This window comes from Alteromonas sp. RKMC-009, from assembly GCF_003584565.2.
GTDB lineage: Bacteria > Pseudomonadota > Gammaproteobacteria > Enterobacterales > Alteromonadaceae > Alteromonas.
In genome coordinates this window covers 3,961,898-3,982,136 of record NZ_CP031010.1, presented here as the reverse complement: position 1 = coordinate 3,982,136, position 20,239 = coordinate 3,961,898, and the positions used below count along the sequence as shown (strand labels likewise).

Here is a 20,239-nt window from a genome sequence, read left to right as displayed (position 1 = left end):
CCGTTGCAGGATTGAGGGACACACAATGAAACCACAACAATTAAACAAAATAACACTTGGCCTAGTTATAGCCGGCGGCTTATTCCATTCCCAGGTGTTTGCACAGCAAGCGCCGGCAACCGCTGAGGAAGAGCCTGAATACGAACAAATCATGGTTACTGCGAACCGTACCGCCACTGCCGCAGAGAAAACGCCGGTGGCGTTGTCGGTATTAGGCACGCAACAACTGCGTGACCAGGGGATAACCAACCCTACACAGCTCGCAGAAACGGTTCCGAACGTTTCTATTGACCGGACCAACGGACTTCAAATTACTATTCGTGGTGTTACCAGTACCGATAACACCGAGAAGGGAGATCCTTCTGCAGCATTTATGCTTGACGGCATTTACATTGCCAGACCTCAGGCTCAGGAGGTTTCATTCTTCGATATAGACCGCGTAGAAGTACTGCGTGGTCCGCAGGGCACGCTTTACGGACGGAACACCACTGCTGGTCTGGTAAATGTTATTTCGGCCAAACCTCATGAGTTTTTTGAGGCCTCTGCAGATATGACACTGGGTAATTACAATACCCGCCAGTTCACCGGCATTGTGAATATGCCGGTAAACGACAGCGTGTCTTTCCGTGCTGCAGTGAATATCGATCAACGCGACAACTATGTCGAATACGAAGCATTTGATGGTACTGAGGCTGTCGATATCTCCGATTTCAAAGATAACCGGTCAATCCGTCTGTCAGGGTTGTTCAACTTCACCGAAGATATGACCTTGCTGGTTCGCGGTGATTACTCGCAGATGAAAGGCAACAACATGGCATCTGTACCGGTACACAATTTTTTTGAAACACCCTTCACCAACCCGTCGACGACAGAAAACGGCGAGGGCGTATCGCCTGTCTATGTAAACCGCGGCACAGATAATCAGCAAACACTGGCAGCCGGATACTTCCCTGATGTGTATGCAGATAACTCTACCTGGGGTGTGATGGGGGATTTCACCTGGCTGTTAAACGATGCGCTGACCTTTAACTACCTTGGCAGCTACCGCGAGTTTGACCGGGCCGAAATGTTACCTCTATTGCTGGGTGGCGATGCGGCAAGCAAAACCGATTACTGGGTTGACGGGCCTTTCTCAGGTACTTATGAGCAGCAGTCTCACGAATTTCGTATAGCGTATAACAGCGACAAGTGGCTGGCGCAGGCGGGTTTGTACTATTTTGAGGAACAGTCCGGAATACGCCTCGACATTATCGGTCTGATCAACCCGACACCGGGTGAAGACGGCTATATTTTCGGCTTTCCGCAAAACCCTACCAAAGCTGATTCGCTGGGCTTTTTCAGTCAGGCGACTTACAACGTGTCTGATGACTTACGCCTGACTGCCGGTATCCGCACAACGAAGGATCAAAAGTCCCGTGCCGGTGCCACGATTTTCCACAAAAACCTAGGCGAAGAGCTGAACTTCCAGGCCAGCGACGACAATCCGCTACCTGATTCGCTTAATTACGCAGACCGTGAGTATTCAAAAACTACCTGGAAGCTTGGCGTAGATTACGACATCAGTGATGCCACCATGCTCTACGGCAGTATTGCCACAGGCTACAAAGCCGGCGGATTTAATGACGGCTGTGTGGAAGGCGCAACAGGTTGTAACAGTCCGCTGCCTGAAGCCGCAGTCTACTATGACCCGGAAACGCTGACGTCTACAGAGCTGGGTATCAAAACCCGCGTACTGAACAACAAGATGACTATTAACGCCAACGTGTTCAGTTACGACTATCAGGATCTGCAGCTTTCGCAGTTAAGTTATGTATGTGGCGGCCCTTGTCAGGTAACCACTAACGCGGCAGAAGCCACCATCAACGGTGCTGAACTGGATACTTTCTATCGTCCAAATGTAAATCACCGTTTTAATGCAGCAGTGACATTACTGGATGCTTCTTATGATGAGTGGATTTTAGATGAGGAAGCCGGTGTGAGCTTCGCCGGCGAACGTTTGTCGCGCTCTCCTGAATGGACCGTTACTGCCGGTTATCAGTACACCATGGAAATGCAAAGCGGTGGTGAGCTGAGTCTCGCTCTGAACACCCGCTGGAGTGCAGAGTATGAAATCTTAAGCAGTGCACTGCGCGCGAATTTCCGTCAGCCCGGCTTTACCAAAACAGACCTGACCATGACGTACAACAGTCCTGACAGAGACTGGTATGCACAGGCTTTTGTTAAGAATCTTGAAAACAACATTACTTTGTCAAACGTTGGCCCGAGCGGCGATTTCAACACAGGAACAGCAACCTTTGCTGATCCCCGTCTTGTTGGTGTCCGCTTCGGGTACAAGTTTCAGTAATGGCTAACCGGGGGCTGTTCCGCAGCTCCCTTTTTTAACCATGAGTGAGTGAAATGAAGATAAATCTGAAGAAAACTGTGCTGGCATGTGCAATTGCGGCTTTAGCAGGTTGTGCAAATGAGCAACCTGCAGATTCTGCATCAACAACGGCAGCATTCCGTGATCTAAATGGTAACGGTCAGAAGGACGTCTATGAAAATACCAGTCTGCCCGTTGAACAGCGTGTGGCTGATTTAATCAGCAGGCTGACGCTGGATCAGAAAATCAAGCTGGTTACCGGCACGGGCTTCAGAGTAGACAATATTGGCGGATCGGAAAAAGTGCCGGGCGCTGCCGGTTCAACGTTCGCCATCGATGAACTAGGTATTCCCGCACTGGTACTGGCTGACGGACCTGCCGGTGTACGTATTTCTCCTGAGCGTGAAGGGGATGAAAATAAGTACTACGCCACTGCCTTTCCTATTGCAACTCTGCTGGCTTCCAGCTGGGACAAAGAGCTGCTGAACGCCGTTGGCACGGCCATGGGGGAGGAAGTTAAAGAATATGGTATTGACCTGTTTCTCGCACCGGGAATGAACATTCACTATAACCCGCTGGGTGGCCGGAACTTTGAATATTATTCTGAAGATCCGTATCTGAGCGGCAATATGGCCGCGTCTATTGTTAACGGAATTGAGTCGAATGGTGTAGGTGCAACCATCAAGCACTTTGTGGCGAACAGCGGTGAAACCAGCCGGATGTGGATGGACTCCCACGTCAATGAACGTGCATTACGCGAAATTTATCTGCGTGGATTTGAGATCGCCGTTGAACAGGCGCAGCCGTGGGCGATCATGACGTCCTATAACAAGTTGAATGGCGTCTATACCTCTCAGGACGAAAAGCTGCTGACAGATATTCTGCGCGGAGAGTGGGGCTTCCAAGGCCTGGTTATGACAGACTGGTTCGCCGGTGATAACGCTGCAGAGCAAATGCAGGCAGGCAATGATTTGATTATGCCCGGCATGCCGGATCAGCGTGAAAACATTAAACAGGCGGTGGAAAGCGGTCAGCTTGAAGAAGCCGTGCTTGATCGCAACCTCAGCAAAATTTTTACTGTAATGCTGTCGTCTCCCACCTTTAATGAATATGAGTACAGCAATAAGCCTGATCTGAAAGCCCATGCAGAAGTGGCCCGCCGTGCTGCTGCAGAAGGGGTTATTCTGCTTAAAAATGAGCAGGCAACCTTACCGCTTACCGGTGCTCAGAATGTGGCCGCATTCGGTAACACGTCTTATGCCTTTATCGCCGGCGGCACGGGTAGTGGCGACGTGAACGAAGCGTATACCGTATCGCTGGTGGAAGGGCTGGCAAACAGCTCCCTGAAAGTAGATGCAGCATTACAGGCAGACTACGAAGCGTTCATGAAAGCGGAAGACGCCAAACGTCCGCCGAAGAAGAATTTCTTCGAGTTGCAACCTCCGTTACCGGAATACACGCCGTCTGATGCACAGATTGCCAGCATGGCAGAGTCAAACGACGTGGCGCTTATCACCATTGGCCGGAATTCCGGTGAGTTCCAGGACCGTATTGTTGATAATGATTTTGACCTGAATGCTACCGAACAGGATTTGATAAACCGTGTTTCCGCTGCGTTTCATGCTAAAGGCAAGAAAGTGATTGTCGCGCTGAATATCGGAAACGTTATTGAAACGGCCAGCTGGCGTGACAAGGCCGACGCGATTGTGTTGCCCTGGCAGGGCGGTCAGGAAGCCGGTAATGCACTGGCTGATGTGCTCACCGGTAAAGTCAATCCGTCAGGTAAACTGGCAACGACCTTTCCGGTTAAATATGCCGACCTGGCATCAGCCAGCACATTTCCGGGCTCCCCCACATCTGAAGACGACGTGAAAGACCCTTACATTGGTCTGTTCGTGGGTAAAGAGTCACAACTCGACTATAACGACGGCATTTATGTCGGCTACCGCTATTACGATGCATTCAATGTGAAACCGGCTTATGCCTTCGGTTACGGCTTATCATACACCGGTTTTGACTATGGCGATGCCGTTGTGAAGGCCGGAAAGAACGCTGGTGAGTTCACCGTTTCGGTGACCATCACTAATTCAGGAAAAGTAGCAGGGAAGGAAGCGGTTCAGCTTTATATCTCTGCGCCGGGCAGTGAAAAACCGGTCAAAGAGCTCAAGGGATTTGAGAAAACAAACGAGCTTGCACCGGGACAGTCGCAAACCCTTGAGTTTGCGGTAACACCTAAGCTGTTGGCTTCATTTAATGAAGTACAGCGGGCATGGGTGGCCGATGCGGGTGAATACAATATCCACGTTGGCGCTGCCTCTGACAATATTCAGTCTGGTGCCAGTTATTCCCTTGACTCGCCTGTAGTGGCTGAAAAAGTGAGTGTAGCGATGAATCCTGCACCACGGTTGAGGGAGCTGTCTGTACAGTAACCTCTTGCAGGAAGTGATGCCCTTCTTCCTGCAACCTCAAAGCCACCCTGCGGGGTGGCTTTTCTTTTTTACAGCGATGTATCAGGCGTTTGGGCGAGCAAACCGGTCTGGTAGTAGATTCCCAGTACAATCCGCTTAATTTCTATTTCTGCTTTCACCGCGTTAAGACGCGCTGATATTGCCTGTGATTCACGGCTGTTTAGTAAGAACAGGTCACTGTCCCCCATCTCAAACCGTTTCTGCTCCTGACTGAACAGCTTTTCCGTTAATACCGCCTGCTGCTGTTGCAGTTCAGCCATGGTCTTGCCGTACTGCAGTGCCTGTAAACCCACTGCCATATCCCGTTCAAGTGCATCCTGTGTGGTCTGAACCACGGCTTCAATTTCACGCAACTTTAACGAAGCCTTTGCCTCATCAGCCTTCGCCTGGCGACGGCCCAGCGGCATGGAAAATTGCAGGCCGACTTTTGTTTCTGTACCGTTCAGGTTCTCCGGCCCGCTGCCGATATCCCGCGCCAGCTTTGCTTCAATATCCAGCGTGGGTAAGAGCGCGTTCTTTGCCAGTCGCAGCTTGTTTTTCGCCAGTTGCATTTCTGCCTGCAAACTGGTGAGAGCAGGGTGCTGTGCAATCAGGCTCTGCAGCAACGCGGGTTTAACCGCAGCACTCATCCAGGGCCATTGAATATCACCGGGGACAGTATTCAGGGTTGCTGTGCTGACCGGCCGGAATTGCTCATCGCGGTAATAGTAAGCCAACTTCTCTCTCGCCTGTGCGGCCTTCCTTCTGGCATCCTGTAAAGCCAGATTACGCTGCATCACTGTGACCTCAAATTCTGTCTGGGTGATGCGCGCAAGATCCCCTTCTTCAACCCTGGTATTAATGGCGTTTCCACGGGTCTCGGTGGTCTTCACCAGTGCTGCGTATATCTGCTCATTCAGATGACTTTCGTACCAGTCCAGATAAGCCGATAAGCCTTTGTAAACCAGTTCGTTCAGGGCCAGGGCGGCTTCTGCATCCCATTGAGACATACTCACTCTGGCATCTTCAATGGCCATCCGTTTTTTATCCGTCTCCCGGTTTTGCAGCAACGACATGGCAAAACCGATACTGGCTTCACCACCGGTCAGCGTTTCATAGTAACGCTCGTAATAGGGGAAAGTACCGTTACCGATACGGTATTCGGCTTTCACCTTAGCATTGGCGGTTCCCAGCGGATTGACAACACGCTGAGACAGATAGTCACCGCTGTAGTAACCACTGGTGCGCAGGGCTGTATCCTGCTCAAGTTGCACATCAAATGCAGCTTCAGCGTAAGCCAGTACCTGCCGGCGCTGACCACCTTTGGCTTCAAGCTCAAGCAGCTTAGGATGATTGTGCAGAATAGACTGCAGTACTGTTTCTGCAGTCGGTGGTTGTTGTTGCGCCTGAGCGTTCAGGCACAGCAGCAGAAAAATGGCAGTAAAAAAAGAAAAATACCTCAACATGCATACTTACCGTGGTGTTTGTTCTGTATCTGACCTGACATTTTCAGGCGGGAAGTTATTCAGCTGTCGCCAGAGTTCGTAGCCAATACTGACTTCTTCCAGCAAGATCCAGGCATTGACCCGGCTGTCCAGACGGGCAAAGTTTTCTTCCGGCCAGGGCTTTTCCAGCGGATCCTGTTCAATCCATACATTAAACAGTCCGTTGCGGTCTGCTACCGGTTCAACAATCGCCACTCTGCCACCGAATGTACCTATGGATGTGCCCGGCCAGCCGCTGAACTGGAAGATTGGCCAGCCTTCAAATTGCAGCCGCACCTTCCGGCCTGTTGTGACCAGCGGTGCATTCAGTCCGTTTACTTTCACCCTTACCATGCGCTCGACACCGTCAGGAATAAAATACCCGAGTACTGCGCCCGCACTGACCAGCGTGGATAAACCACCGGAGTGCAACTGGGTCACAGTACCATCCTGAGGTGCGTACTTGGTCTGAGTAGATTGCCTTGCCAGCGACGAGTTCAGCGAGTTCCGGCTTTGCTCAGACTGAGCGGCTGTCGCCAGCCTTTCCTGTAACGTGTTTTCCGCCACTTCAATGTCGCGGACCGAGACCAGACCTTCTTTATTTAGCCGTTTCTGACGCTCCAGGTTTATGCGGGCATTTTCCACTGCCATCAGGTCAGCATCCAGTTTCAGCTCCGCGGCTTTTACCTGGGCCTGAAGGCGTTCAACCAGCGCTTTATCGGTGTCGACCAGGGTTACAATGGGATCGCCTTCTTTTACTTTTTGTCCTTCCCGCACATGCCAGGTTTTTATTTGCCCGGGGACCAGTGCGGAGATGGGCTGAGCGCGGTCAGCCGGATTAAGCGTGCTTACTGTTCCCGTGCCGTAAGCCGTTTGCTGCCAGGGCGCGAAGTACAATATTGCGGCGGTGACTGCGATAAGAAGAAAGAGCATATACGCCACTTTTCTGTACCAGGTCGGCACAGTCTGCTGCGAAAGCGTCTTCATTTTGCTCATGAATTCCTGCTGATCAGAGTAATTCATCACAATTCCTCCTTGTCAGCGAGCACATCATGGGAAAGCAGTTGTGAGTCACCATTTAACACAATGGTGGCATCAAAGACTTCCTGAATCGGACTGCTGGTGAAGTACATCACCGTGACCGGTTGGGTATCGAGGTATTTCAGAATTTTATATCTGTATGCTTCGGGAATGGCATCAAAGTGCTGGTTCAGCACAATTACTCCCGGTTTCGACAACAGGGCGGCAGCCAGTTTCAATAACAAAAACTCCATCGGCTGTAGGGGATGGCCCAACTGTGACAGACTGGTTTGCAAGCCGTCTTCCAGTCTCGCCAGTGTCGGTTCCAGTTGCAGTTCGCGAAAGATTTCCTGAATCGCTTTTTCGGAAGCATCCGGGGCATCCATGCGCAAATATTCAAGAATTGAACATTCAATAATGAGAGAGCGGTCAACAATGGCAATGGCCTGACGCAGCTCGCTGGTCTGGTAATCCGCTAATGCAAGGCCTCCCAGTTCTACCCAGCCAGACTCCGGCGTTTCATAACGTTTCAGAACCGTCATCAGTTTACGTTGTTGCCATGCCTGCCCGGTAACGACGTAGTATTTACCGTTTTCCCGCAAGGCCATATCAATTTCCACAGACTCGTTTTGCTGAACCAGCACAGTCTGACGGAAGTGGAGATCGTTACGGGTAAAGGTTTCGTTATCGGAAGACTGTACATCTTCCTGAGGAATATTCAGTGCGGCATTAAGCTTCTCTGCCGCACCATACAATTCATAATACAGGTTCAGATATACACTGAACCGTGAAATACCAAGAAATACCGCAGACATGATCAGTTCGGCTGCAACAAGCTGACCAACAGATAATTGCTCCTGTACAACCAGCACACCACCCAGTCCCAGAAGGGCGGAGCTGGCCAGCGCATAGACGATCAGGAAGAGTACGGTCTGGGAAAAGGTAAAAGTGAAATGTCCGGCGTGACAATTCACATAACGACTGATGATAGCCTCCGTTTTCTCAGCAGCATGGTCAAGATGCCGGCTGGATTTGAAAAATACGTGAGCAGAGGAAATTTCACTGAGCCATTTTGCGGTGGCATATTTAGAATCAGACAAATCGATAGCTGTATTTTTCGCAGGTGTACTTAACATCCGCCAGATAAAATACATAGAAATGATGATTACTACGTTAAAGACAAACAGGAACGGGTGATAGAAAGAAACCAGTGTAATACCTACCAGCATCTGAAGCAGAAGTGCGAAACCGTCTACCATCAGTGATGGCATATTTTTCTGAAAGGTCATTACCTCAAAAAAACGATGAGTTATCGTGCTGTTTTTCCGGCCTTCAAAAAACTGATGAGGGGCCTGAATGGTTTTCAGTACAAGATCGGCAGTCAGCCGGCTATAGATCCGGCGCTCATAATATTCCATAACCCGTGTTCTCAGGGCACTGAATAATCCGTACAGCAGCAGGGTACAGAACAGGATTGTACTGATCACCAGAACCGCGCTGACTGAAGCGGTATAAACCACGGTGTTGATAAGGGTTTGTACTGCAAACGGTACGGCGAGGGTCAGTAAACCAATCATCAGGCCATATGCGATAGCCAGGTAAAAAAAGCCTGCTTCCGGCTTTAAAATATCAAACAGAAGTGTTTTGGTGCGGCGTAAGTCTTTTGTTGCTGCCATGGTGCTCTCAGAGGCTAAAAAGGAAAACGTCGGGTGTCACAGAATTTAACTAAATCTATGTTTCATATCAATGTAATAAGTCTTTATAAATCATCATTATGACTATCAGACATAACAATACGTGATTTCCCGTTAAATTGTTCTTTAAAAGCGGCTAAAAAAAGACAAAAAAGCCCGGCGAGCCGGGCGTGATTGACAGGAAACCGCAGGCGTTTATTCCTGAGGTTTGCCGCTACGGTATTTGTCGAACCAGGCCAGAATGTTACCCACTTTCTGGATCAGGCGTGAAGGACGGGAAGCGATACCGTGAGACGCCCCCGGTAACCTGACCATCGCCGAGTCTACACCTTGCAGGCGCAGTGCCTGATAGAACTGCTCTGATTCACTGATAGGCGTACGGTAGTCTGATTCGCCGGTGAGCAGCATAGTGGGGGTTTTCACGTTGCCCACCAGAGAAAGCGGTGAATGTGCCCATAAATGGTCAAATGCTTCCCAGGGTTTGCCCGGCATCCAGTACTGAGTGAAATACGGATACGCGTCAGCAGTCAGGCCGAAACTGATCCAGTTGATCACCGGCTTAGCTACCACGGCTGCAGCAAAGCGATCGGTTTTTCCTACTGACCACGCCGTAAGTACACCGCCGCCGGAGCCACCGGTGATGAACAGGTTCTTTTCATCAATAAAACCTTTTGCAATTGCAGCATCAGTGACATCCATCAGATCAGTAAAGTCGTCAGACGGGTAGTCGTGATGAATCAGGTTGCCGAACTCTGCACCGTAAGACGAACTTCCACGGGGATTCGACCACACAACAACGTAACCCTGTGCTGCCATGAGCTGGATTTCCATTGAGAAGTGCGGGCCGTAAGCAGCGTGGGGGCCACCGTGAATTTCCAGGATCAGTGGATAAGATTTGGTTGCATCGAAATCCGGAGGCAACGCTATCCAGGCATCAATATCACGGCCATCAGCAGATGACTTCACCGGTAATGCCTCTACCTGCGCCAGCTTCAGATGTCCCAGCGCATCATCGTTCAGATTAGTCAGGGGGGTGATTTTTTTCTTCTTAAGCAGTGCCAGATCCGCCGGTTTTAGCGGGTCATCCTGAGTAAACGCCAGCTCTCCGTTGGCAGAAACGGCGAATTCCCCCGACGTGTAGGGTCTGCCAAGAGACTGACCGCCGGTGGTGGCATCGAAACGGCTCACATCACCTTTCAGGCTGACACTGGCCAGGCGGGTTTCGCCGTGATCAAGGTAAGAGAAATACAGTGACTTGCTGTTGTCTGCCCATTCGACCTGTTGTACTGAGCGATCAAGAGAACCCGTCAGACGGCTCAGTTTTCCGCTTTCCAGATTCAAAACTACAATGTCGCTGAACTGGTAAGCTTTTTTATTATCATTAATTTGTTTGAAGGCCAGATATTTGCCGTCGGGGCTGAGCATGGGTGACTCTTCCGGCCCGGCCATATCTGTAACCGCTGTGACGTCAGCAGACTGAATATCAACGCGGTATATGTCGCTGTCAAAAGGAGACAATTCATAGTCTTCTGAACGGTTGGCAGAAAAATAAATCCCCGAGTCGTCAGGGGTAAATGCCAGGCGACCATCATTAGGGTAATTGCCCGTAGTCAGCTGGCGGGGCGTACCGCCGGATACCGGCAGAATATAAATCTGATTGAATCCGTCCGGTAAATACCCCTTGCCGTCAGCACGGTATCCTGTTTTCTGTATGATGCTGGCGGCGGGCGCCCAGTCTGCACCTTTGGGTTTTTCCGGCATAGCAGTAAACAGCGGTTTGTTTTTTACCGGTGTGAACATAGTAAACGCCAGATGTTTGCTGTCATGGGACCAGGTAAGGTTTCCGGGGGCCTTTGATACTTCTGTGAGTCTGGCCTGCTGGCCGGAGTCGAGATAGCGCACATAAAGCTGATTGCTGCCATCTTCATCCGAAAGATAGGCCAGCATGGTGCCGTCAGGGGACAATGTAACCTGACGCACATTCGCGCTGCCGGCAATCACCGGACGATGCTTTTTACCGTCAGTGCTGACCTGCCACAGTGTGCTGTGTGTGCGGTCCTTCATAATATCCATAGCACGGCGTTCGTAGTAAACTGATTTACCGTCTTTACTGAAAAACGGCGACGCGGCGTATTCAAGATTGAAGGTGTCTTTATATTGCAGTGTGTCGGGCAGTTGCGCTGCATGTGCAGTAAAGGTCAACGCCGAAACCAGACCGCCTGCGAGGGCGAGTGGACGAATGAGCATAGTGAGTTCCTTGTCGTTCTTATGATTATACCGGCAACTGTACAAGCCTTAAGCTCGTTGTCTGCCGGGCTAATGAAAACATACAGCATCACGCCGGTCAGCGGATACCGTTCATCTTGTTTCTGTTTGATTTCGTCTGGCGGTGTTAAGTCAGCTGCCGGCAAGCAGGGTCGTAAAAGCGATCGGTTTTTATACCGCACACGTTAAAATTTGAAATGGTTAACTGGCAGAGTCCTTATGGATAAATCCTTAATAAGTCGTTATCCGGCACTTCGTTTTCTACTTTGTGCCGCTTTTGTATTTATGGTGTCGGGTTGTGCATCCAATAAACCGCAAATCAACATGGACGAAGCACAGAACTTTTCTGCTATCCGCACTTTTTCTGTTGAACCGCCGCTGAACACTGTGAATCCCACTATAGAGAATTATCTGCGTACCACTATTACTGATGTGATGACCGCAAAAGGGCTGACACCGGCAAGCCCGGATGAAGCTGACGTCAAAGTCGCGTTTCTGCCTTCCACAGCCAGAAAGGAGGACGGTAAGTCTGTGAGTTTCGGATTGGGAACCGGTTCGTTTGGCCGTTCAGGGGGAATATCCCTGGGCAGTATTTTTACTGTGCCTGTAGGTGAACAGGTGTCTGTTTATCAGAATTTGCAGATTGATGTGATTAAAGACGGGCAGTTTATTTACAGCGCCACCGGCAGCGCCGAACTGGAGAAAAGTGACAGTATTTCTATTCAGCAATCCCTGACCGAACTCGTAGGTGAACTGTTGGCCAGTTATCCCGTAAATCAGTAAGTGGTGGTGATGCTGAATGCACTTGAAATTGCGGTGACTGCCCCTTGGTAAACCGTGTCGCAGCCCCATTTTTGAATACTTCAATTACCGGTAAATAAAGGATACTGCTATGAGCCGACATTTCGAACAGGCAGACGGATTGTGTGAACGTAAAGATCCCGCAACTGACGGATTTGTATTTAATCAGACCATGTTGCGCATCGCGGATCCGGCACGTTCGCTGGACTTTTATACCCGTGTTATGGGTATGACTTTACTCAAAAAGCTCGATTTTCCCGATATGGAGTTCAGTCTGTACTTCCTGACCCACGGGGAAGACTTCTCCGATATCAGCGAGGATGACGCCAGACGCACAGCACAAACTTTCGGTCGTCCGGCCATGCTCGAATTGACACACAACTGGGGCGACACCGCCGGAGAAACCACCTATCACAATGGTAACAGCGATCCCCGCGGTTTTGGTCATATAGGCTTTCACGTACCGGATCTGGAGGCTGCCTGCGAGCGTTTTGAGTCACTGGGTGTTGCGTTTCAGAAGCGGTTGTCTGACGGAAAGATGAACAATATCGCGTTCATTAAAGATCCGGACGGATACTGGATTGAAATTTTCGACGCTGAGCGGGTGGCTAGAGGCTGATGTAAAGCACTTCACCGCATTTCAGGCGCGCCGTGCAGCAATGCTCCGGCGCGTTTTTGTTTTTGAACCCCGGTTTTTAAAATTCAGACGGTTTCAGATTGTTTCGCTGCTGGTGCGGACAGAATCCCCTTTTTTGTAAACCAGACTTCCAGCGGCAAAGTGGCCAGTGGCGGAATAGCAGCAAGAATGGCCAGGATACTGTGCAACGCGCTCCAGCGAAGGCGGACCGCTGCAACAATGGCAACCACAAAATAAATCAGAAAGGCGATACCGTGAAGACGGCCGAATAACCAGACACCCAGGTCGGTGACTTCAAGATTGTATTTGAAGTACATACCGGTGATCAGACCGAACCAGGTAAATGCTTCAATGCGCGCTGCGATAATAAAGATTTTTTCCATGTCAGTGGCGGGACTCTGTAAATGAAGAACGTGCAGTTTACCTGCACCGGGCATGAAGTGAAAGGTTGAGAATAATTCTTATTTAAGAAGTTGAAATGAAAGAGGTCGCAACCGCGACCTCTCAATACATGATAAAAGGGGGATTTATTGCGGCTCTGCCGGTGCTTCAACCTCTTTACCATCGCCACGTTTTTTACGGTCGCCTCTGTCAAACTTGTCCCCACCTCGTTTGTCGCCGCGGGGTCCGCGCATGTCTTTATGCGGTCTGTGCATCATATCCTGCAGCATCTGTGTTTTCTGTTCTTCTGTGAATACAGCCCAGAATTCATCACGCAATGCTTTCTGCTTTTCTTTCAGCGCTTCAAGTTTTGCTTCCTGATCAGCCGTTAACTCAACATCTTTCATCATTCTGTGCATTTGCGGCGGTACCAGCGGGGAGTCCATTTTCTCCATTCGCTCAGTTTTCGCTGCTGCGTCGGTTGCTGCTAACGCGAAGCCTGTTACACCCGCACCAATGAAAAGAGCGGCAACGCTTACAATGCTTAATTTTTTAATCGAACGTTTCATAAAGTTCTCCTGAAAATCTGCTACCTCACAATGAGGACGAATACATACTATCGCGCTGAATGTCACGTAACGTTAAGAAGTGCAAATCTGGTGTGAACATATGAAAAGTCAGGCATTATTGACCCTGTATCAAGCAAGTTGACATAGCATTGACAGATGACGTATTGACATGAGCATTCTATTAATCGAAGACGATAAAGGGCTGGCAGAGTTACTCACTGAGTTTCTCGGCATGTCCGGCTACGACGTGACTCACTGTGCCGATGGCGAGTCTGGTCTTGCGGAAGCTCTGGCCCGCAGCGATATCGAGCTGGTATTGCTGGATGTAATGCTGCCCGGTCTCAACGGGCTGGACGTGCTTAAAGCCATCCGCCAGAAAAGTGAATTACCGGTGCTCATGCTGACAGCCCGGGGAGACGACCTTGATAAAGTACTCGGGCTGGAACTGGGTGCTGACGATTATCTGGCGAAACCGTTTAACGACCGCGAATTACTGGCACGTATCCGGGCAATTATCCGTCGTACCGGTGATAAAGCCGCAACAGACGAACCGGCCAGTTTGTCGAAAAAGTCTGTTATCCCGATTGGCGATATCAGCATTGATGTGCAGAAAATGGTGGTGACCTGTCAGTCGCAAGTGTTGGATCTCACCGGCAGCGAATATGCATTACTGAAGCATCTGTGCTTGCAGCCCGGAGAACTTATCACCAAAGAAGAGCTATCCGAGGCGTGCCTGGGACGACGCCTGCAAGCTTTCGATCGCAGTATCGACACCCACATCAGTAACCTGCGTAAAAAGCTCACTGCCGCAAATTCACTGGTAGACATTAAAAGTCAGCGCGGGCGCGGTTACGGAATTTTTGCCTGATGACCGGTGCTGTCCGCAATTTTAATCTGAAAGTACTGGGCTGGTTCTGGCTCACTTTGCTGGTGTGTATTCTGTCCATTGCAATACCGGCGTTTATCCTGCAGGAAATCAATGAAAACGAGCCGCTTTCCGGCAGGGATAGTCGTTTGCTGAATAATGTGGCACAGAGAATTGATAACATTCTTCTCAGCCGCCCGGCTGATCCTCATGGTATCCCCCGGCAACTGGAGCAACTGGAAACCCGCACATCTTATCAATGGCTCATTGTTGATAAAGAGCTTAACGTGGTGCAAAGCAGTATGCCCTTGCGGCGCTCCCTCACCGAAGAATTCAACAGTAAGCGCTTCTGGTATTTCATACAAAAAGAACAGCAAAGGGAAATTAATCTGGAGTGGACACGGCTTGTAGGGCCGGTTTCTCTGACCGCCAGACCGGATTGGAAACTGGTGTTGTGGCGCCCGGAGCGACCACGGCCTCTGGATGTTTTCAGAGCCGTACCGTGGTGGCTGATGCTGGGTATTTTTATGGTCGTGACCAGTTTGATGAGCTGGTTACTGGTACGTTCTATTGCCCGCCCGTTGAACCGGCTGGGTGACGCATTCACCGCGGTGGGGCAGGGACAGTTGAATCACCGCATCGAATACAGTCAGTCTGCAGACAAAGGTGGCCGTCGCAGCGGGGAATCACCTTTTACCCGATTGTTTGCCCAGTTCAATGATATGACCGGTAAAATAGCAGCGCTCATTCAGAATCAGAAACGTCAGAGCGCCGACATTTCTCATGAATTGCGCACGCCGCTTACCCGCCTGCAAATGACACTGGCACTGGTACGCCGAAAATGCGCGGACCCCTCGTTGATCCCGCTGCTGGAACGGGCAGAAAAAGAAAATGAGTTGCTTAACCTGCACATTCAGCGCTTATCCGATCTCACCACCATGGAATCCCGTGCTATCTCGCAGGGCAAAGCAGACATTACTGTAAAAGCATTACTGGATGACTTGTGCGAAGATGCCGCATTCGAGGCGCAACAACTGGGGATTAGCTGGCAGCATGCTCTTGCAGACGGCACGCTCAGTATTTACGAAGAGCCATTCCTCACCGCCATCGAGAATGTGGTGCGAAACGCATTTAAATACGCAAACACTTCCGTTTCCCTGGCATGTACTGTCGCCGGTAGTCAACTGACCATCGTAATTGAAGATGACGGGCCGGGTGTGGAACCGGCAGATTTATCAAAACTAACCAATGCGTTCTACCGCACTGACAGCGCCCGTAACAGCGACACCGGCGGCCTCGGCCTTGGCCTCGCCATTGCGGCAGAAGCTGTTCGTCTGAACGACGGCGATATGTCATTCAGTTTGTCAGAGAAAGGTGGTTTGCAGGTGAATATGCAGTTCCGGCTGACACAGAAACCATAGCTTTTTACTGCTAATATTTGCGGTCCGGGTAGAGGTTTTATCTCCGTCCTCTGTTAAACTTGCCGCTGTTTTTACCGGACCGTTTCTCTATGCTTCCTTTTATTCTGCTGCTCATTGCTACCATGTTGTGGGGTAGCTCTTTCATTGCGCTGAAAATCGCGTTTGCCGAATACTCGCCTATGTGGGTAATTTTTCTGCGTATGGTGGTGGCAAGTATTTGTTTTCTGCTGATGTGGAAGGGTCTGAGCCGATTCACTTATCAGAAAGGCGACTGGAAGTTACTGCTGCTGATGTCTGCCGCAGAGCCTTGTTTGTACTTCGTTTTTGAAGCTATGGCATTACAGTACACCTCGGCTGCACAGGCCGGGATGGTCACAGCGGTTTTACCGCCTATGGCGGCAGCACTGGCGTTTATCTTTTTAAAAGAGCGTATGACTATCACGGCTCAGGCAGGTTTTGTTGTCGCTTTTGCCGGTTTAGTCTGGCTAAGCTGGGCGGCTGAAGAAAATGCTCATGCCAGTAATCCGGTGCTGGGCAATACCCTTGAGCTGGCTGCAATGGCATGTTCTGCGGTGTACTGTGTTTGTGTGAAGAAACTGTCCACCCGCTACTCTCCGCTGGTACTGACGTCCTTACAGGCGTTTTCCGGTGCGATATTCTTTATGCCGCTGGCATTCAGTCAGGATGTGCCGCCATTACACGCCGGCCCTGCGCTTTACGCTATCGTCTTCCTCGGCGTATGCGTAACCCTAGGCGCCTATCTGCTTTACAACATCGCTATTACCAAAATGGATTTAAGCAAGGCCACCATTTTCAGTAACCTCATTCCCGTTTATACCATTGGCTTTGCTTACTGGTTGCTGGACGAAACTCTCACGCAAACCCAACTAATGGCCTGTGGCCTTATTCTCAGTGGTGTGGTGCTGGGGCAATCTAAACGCAGAAAGAAAACGGTTATGCCGGCTGAACGGGCGTTTGAATCGTAGGCTTCTCCGGATTGTCATCATATCCGTTTTGTTCACGGGGCGTAATTCTGTGTTAAAATCACAGCCATCCGGCCCGTTCGACGGTTCTCCGTGAGAACCTGTGAGGTTTGCGAAGGGCTTATTGATGGTTTGGAGTGCAGGACCGCTGAAAAACCAGTTCTATATTCGTTAAAAGATTACAGGTTTTTCTATGCTATCTACCCACCGCCGGTTTTCAATTGCACCTATGTTGGACTGGACCGATCAACATTGCCGCTACTTCCTGCGTCAGATCTCAAAACACAGCTTGTTGTACACCGAGATGGTCACTACCGGCGCATTGATTTACGGTAAAGGCGATTATCTGGCTTTCAACGAAGAAGAGCATCCTGTGGCGCTGCAACTGGGCGGGTGTGATCCCTCCGATATGGCGCGGTGTTCTGAAATGGCGCAGGCACGTGGCTATGATGAGGTCAATATCAACGTAGGGTGTCCGTCTGACCGGGTTAAAAACGGTGCTTTCGGCGCATGCCTGATGGCGCAACCTGAAGTGGTGGCGGATTGTGTGAAAGCCATGCAGGCGGCAGTGGATATTCCGGTAACGGTTAAATGCCGTATTGGCATAGACGATATGGACGAATACGAAGGGTTTGCCCGGTTTGTTGATATTGTGGCAGATGCGGGCTGCGATACCTTTATTGTGCATGCCCGTAAAGCCTGGCTACAGGGGTTGAGCCCTAAGGAAAACCGTGAAATTCCGCCGCTGAATTACCCCCGTGTTTACCAGCTTAAAGAAACACACCCCAATCTGAATATCAGCATTAACGGCGGTGTGAAAACCCTGGACGATACCCTGGAGCACTTGAATAAAGTGGATGGCGTGATGATGGGGCGGGAAGCCTATTCGAATCCCTATTTGCTTTCGTCGGTTGATAAGCTGGTTTTTGGCGATGATGCACAGGTGAAATCCCGCAGCGAAATTGTTCACATTATGCAGCAGTACATTGAACGTCAAACCGATGAGTGGTTTAAACCCTGGCACGTTGCCCGTCATATGCTGGGCCTATACCAGGGACAGGCCGGCGGGCGCATCTGGCGTCGATATTTAAGCCAGAATGGCACGGGAAAAGAGCGTGATCCAAACCTTCTTATGAATGCGCTGGAGCAGGTAGAACAGGCGCAGGCCAACGCGAAAGCCTTTAACGATTCCCGGGTAGCGGAATAGACCAACGTGGGTGGTTTATTTCGCTAACTTGTAGTGTTGTTCGTTTTTTGAACTTTCCGGGTTTTCCAGGTCGGGAGTTTAAATAGTAAATAAATCAATGGTATAGAATTTTTTTGGAGGTTGGCACGTCTCTCGCTATCTCTCAGGTAACTTGTCGTCGCAGTAAGTACGGCTTTATTTAAAACATTACCAGAGGGAAACACCATGAAAGCGAAAACACTATTAACCAGCCTTGTATTAACTGCTGCGATGTTAAGTTCACAGGCGATGGCGCAGGAAAGTGCAGTTGAATCGTTCCTTGGCCGCATGATTGATCAGGCCGTGTCTATGGCGGGCGAAGAAATCAGTAACGGCGTACGTCAGTCTGTTGCTAACGCAACGTATAACTTCAGTTTGTCGGATGAAACAAAAACGGGGTCAGTGAGTGTGACTGATCTTGCTGCAAGCGGGACACAATCAAAATCTGAACACACTGAATCTGAAGAAGAGTAAGCTTATGGCTTGCTGTAAGATGCGAATTCAGCATCAAACATTATCAGTGCGAAGTTGCAGGCAATCTTAAACGGTTGCCTGTTTTTTTATGTGCAATTGAAAATCGAAATTTGAAGGTTGTCATTTTAACCAATCTGGCTGGTCAAAATGACTAAATATTTATATACGACCCCGCTGAGCACCTCTTTAATCCCTCGCGGAATAATAAAATATCATTTAAAACAACATCTTAAATATCTGGCACGGGCATTGTAATAACTATTGTGTTACCGAACAAACAAGACAGTTAAAGGAGAAACACAATGGGTATGTTTTCAAGAATGTCAGATATCGTGCAGGCGAACATCAATGCCATGTTAGATAAGGCGGAAGATCCTGAGAAGGTCATTCGCCTGATCATTCAGGAAATGGAAGAAACGCTGGTGGAAATGCGCTCCGTGGCTGCGAAGTATCTGGCTGAAGAAAAGTATCTTGATCGTCAGGCTGAAAAGCTTCAGAAGGATGTTGACGGCTGGATGGCAAAAGCTGAGCTGGCGATGGATAAAGGCAAGGATGAGCTAGCGCGGGCTGCGTTGGTACAGAAAAACGCTTTCAGCGACAAACTGGCAGCCATTGAATCTCAAAAAGTGCAGTTAACAGAGATGTTAAGCGGTATTCAGGAGGACACCGGTCGTCTGCACGCAAAACTGGCTGAAGCCCGTCAGAAGCAAAAGAGTCTGGTGGCAAGAAAACAGAATGCCGGCGTGCGTCTGAAAGCCCGCAGTGTGACTCACAGCGAGCAAATTGAATCGGCAATGGCGCGTTTCGACAGCTACGAGCAGCGTATTGAGCACCTGGAAGCGCAGGTTGATGCCTATGATGTCACCGATGGCAGCGGGCAGTCTCTGGAAGCTCAGTTTAAAGCGCTGGAAACCAGCGATGCCATAGATGCTGAACTGGCGGCCATGAAGAAAAAACGCGCTGCCTGAACGATAACTGAAATTGATACGGCTACGCGCCGGGTGGCGCGTACCGGCCATACAGGAGAATATGATGAAATTTCCGCAAACTGATAAACGAATCTACCGCGATACCAGCAACGGCGTGATAAGTGGCGTCTGTGCAGGCCTGGCAAAATACCTTGATGTGGATGCGACCTGGGTAAGAGTCGCCGCTGTTGCCGGATTGATCCTGTTTCATGTGCCGGTATTAATAGCTTATATCGCAGCAACATTTCTGTTACCAAGGTGGGCGTAATGAAAAATGCATTTATGGCTGTCATCATTGCACTGATCCTAGTTTACGCCTTTGGCAATCTGTTTAACGACTGGTGGGGTATTCATTTGATGATGGGGGATGATATGTTGTCGCCGTTAGAAAATTTTGCCGCAGCATCGGCGGTGGGTCTGGTGTTTGTTGCAATCGGGTTCATTGTCGCACTGAGTGTGTTCGGAACGCTGGCACTGGCAGTCTTTGCCTGTGTAGCAGCACTGCTGGTGATGGGGCTGAGTGCACTTTGGCCGGTGTTAGTAGTGGCAGCTGTCATCTGGCTGTTCCGCCGTCCCCGTCAATCCCGAACGGTGTATCCGAATCATTGAGTGATGGAAAAGCGAAGTAAATTAAGGCGAAAAT

18 protein-coding genes are annotated in these 20,239 nt (G+C 50.0%); 12 read left to right on the top strand and 6 right to left on the bottom strand.

All coding sequences use genetic code 11. From position 1 onward, the window contains the following. The first annotated feature begins 25 nt into the window (after positions 1 to 25). Both DS731_RS17455 and DS731_RS17450 read left to right on the top strand, forming a co-directional pair. A complete protein-coding gene (locus DS731_RS17455; protein WP_161599175.1) occupies positions 26 to 2,344 on the top strand; it encodes a TonB-dependent receptor in 2,319 nt (772 codons plus the stop codon). 53 nt (positions 2,345 to 2,397) lie between these two features. After that, positions 2,398 to 4,791, top strand: a complete 2,394-nt coding sequence (locus DS731_RS17450; protein WP_150154311.1) for a glycoside hydrolase family 3 N-terminal domain-containing protein — start codon at positions 2,398 to 2,400, stop codon at positions 4,789 to 4,791. A 68-nt stretch (positions 4,792 to 4,859) separates the two neighbouring features. Here DS731_RS17450 and DS731_RS17445 read toward each other — a convergent pair whose 3' ends face one another. The 4 genes from DS731_RS17445 to DS731_RS17430 all read right to left on the bottom strand — a co-directional run bounded on the left by DS731_RS17445 (position 4,860) and on the right by DS731_RS17430 (position 11,254). Next, complete coding sequence (locus DS731_RS17445) at positions 4,860 to 6,275, bottom strand: TolC family protein (protein ID WP_119502527.1); 1,416 nt, start codon at positions 6,273 to 6,275, stop codon at positions 4,860 to 4,862. 6 nt (positions 6,276 to 6,281) lie between these two features. After that, the gene (locus DS731_RS17440) at positions 6,282 to 7,316 is read right to left on the bottom strand and encodes an efflux RND transporter periplasmic adaptor subunit (RefSeq protein ID WP_119502526.1); all 1,035 of its coding nucleotides are present in this window, start codon (positions 7,314 to 7,316) and stop codon (positions 6,282 to 6,284) included. Beyond that, a complete protein-coding gene (locus tag DS731_RS17435) occupies positions 7,316 to 8,989 on the bottom strand; it encodes an ABC transporter transmembrane domain-containing protein (protein WP_119502525.1) in 1,674 nt (557 codons plus the stop codon). Before DS731_RS17435 ends, DS731_RS17440 begins: the two co-directional genes overlap by 1 nt. Positions 8,990 to 9,202: 213 nt before the next feature. Continuing rightward, positions 9,203 to 11,254 (bottom strand): S9 family peptidase, encoded by a 2,052-nt coding sequence (locus DS731_RS17430; RefSeq protein ID WP_119502524.1) that lies wholly within the window; start codon positions 11,252 to 11,254, stop codon positions 9,203 to 9,205. Positions 11,255 to 11,491: 237 nt separating this feature from the next. Here DS731_RS17430 and DS731_RS17425 point away from each other — a divergent pair, with 237 nt between their 5' ends. Beyond that, positions 11,492 to 12,055, top strand: coding sequence for a DUF4136 domain-containing protein (locus DS731_RS17425; protein ID WP_119502523.1), 564 nt, complete (start codon positions 11,492 to 11,494; stop codon positions 12,053 to 12,055). A gap of 109 nt (positions 12,056 to 12,164) precedes the next feature. Continuing rightward, positions 12,165 to 12,692, top strand: a complete 528-nt coding sequence (gene gloA, locus DS731_RS17420) for a lactoylglutathione lyase (RefSeq protein WP_119502522.1) — start codon at positions 12,165 to 12,167, stop codon at positions 12,690 to 12,692. An 83-nt stretch (positions 12,693 to 12,775) separates the two neighbouring features. On the opposite strand, the gene DS731_RS17415 is transcribed toward gloA, so the two are convergent. After that, complete coding sequence (locus DS731_RS17415; RefSeq protein ID WP_202980670.1) at positions 12,776 to 13,093, bottom strand: DUF3817 domain-containing protein; 318 nt, start codon at positions 13,091 to 13,093, stop codon at positions 12,776 to 12,778. Between the two features lie 144 nt (positions 13,094 to 13,237). Continuing rightward, complete coding sequence (locus DS731_RS17410; protein WP_119502520.1) at positions 13,238 to 13,660, bottom strand: hypothetical protein; 423 nt, start codon at positions 13,658 to 13,660, stop codon at positions 13,238 to 13,240. 169 nt (positions 13,661 to 13,829) lie between these two features. On the opposite strand from DS731_RS17410, the gene DS731_RS17405 reads away from it, so the two are divergent. The 8 genes from DS731_RS17405 (at position 13,830) to DS731_RS17370 (ending at position 20,205) form a co-directional block, all read left to right on the top strand. Continuing rightward, positions 13,830 to 14,528, top strand: coding sequence for a response regulator transcription factor (locus DS731_RS17405; protein ID WP_119502519.1), 699 nt, complete (start codon positions 13,830 to 13,832; stop codon positions 14,526 to 14,528). Beyond that, positions 14,528 to 15,946, top strand: coding sequence for an ATP-binding protein (locus DS731_RS17400; protein ID WP_119502518.1), 1,419 nt, complete (start codon positions 14,528 to 14,530; stop codon positions 15,944 to 15,946). Before DS731_RS17405 ends, DS731_RS17400 begins: the two co-directional genes overlap by 1 nt. An 89-nt stretch (positions 15,947 to 16,035) precedes the next feature. After that, positions 16,036 to 16,932 (top strand): DMT family transporter, encoded by an 897-nt coding sequence (locus DS731_RS17395; RefSeq protein ID WP_119502517.1) that lies wholly within the window; start codon positions 16,036 to 16,038, stop codon positions 16,930 to 16,932. A 190-nt stretch (positions 16,933 to 17,122) separates the two neighbouring features. Then, complete coding sequence (dusA, locus tag DS731_RS17390; RefSeq protein ID WP_119502516.1) at positions 17,123 to 18,136, top strand: tRNA dihydrouridine(20/20a) synthase DusA; 1,014 nt, start codon at positions 17,123 to 17,125, stop codon at positions 18,134 to 18,136. A gap of 204 nt (positions 18,137 to 18,340) precedes the next feature. Further along, on the top strand, positions 18,341 to 18,628 hold the full coding sequence (locus tag DS731_RS17385; RefSeq protein ID WP_119502515.1) for a hypothetical protein: 288 nt from the start codon (positions 18,341 to 18,343) through the stop codon (positions 18,626 to 18,628). A 302-nt stretch (positions 18,629 to 18,930) separates the two neighbouring features. Then, entirely contained in the window at positions 18,931 to 19,596 is a 666-nt protein-coding gene (pspA, locus tag DS731_RS17380) for a phage shock protein PspA (protein WP_119502514.1), read from the top strand. Between the two features lie 64 nt (positions 19,597 to 19,660). Further along, complete coding sequence (locus DS731_RS17375; RefSeq protein WP_119502513.1) at positions 19,661 to 19,864, top strand: PspC domain-containing protein; 204 nt, start codon at positions 19,661 to 19,663, stop codon at positions 19,862 to 19,864. Next, a complete protein-coding gene (locus tag DS731_RS17370; protein ID WP_119502512.1) occupies positions 19,864 to 20,205 on the top strand; it encodes a hypothetical protein in 342 nt (113 codons plus the stop codon). Before DS731_RS17375 ends, DS731_RS17370 begins: the two co-directional genes overlap by 1 nt. Positions 20,206 to 20,239 lie beyond the last annotated feature (34 nt).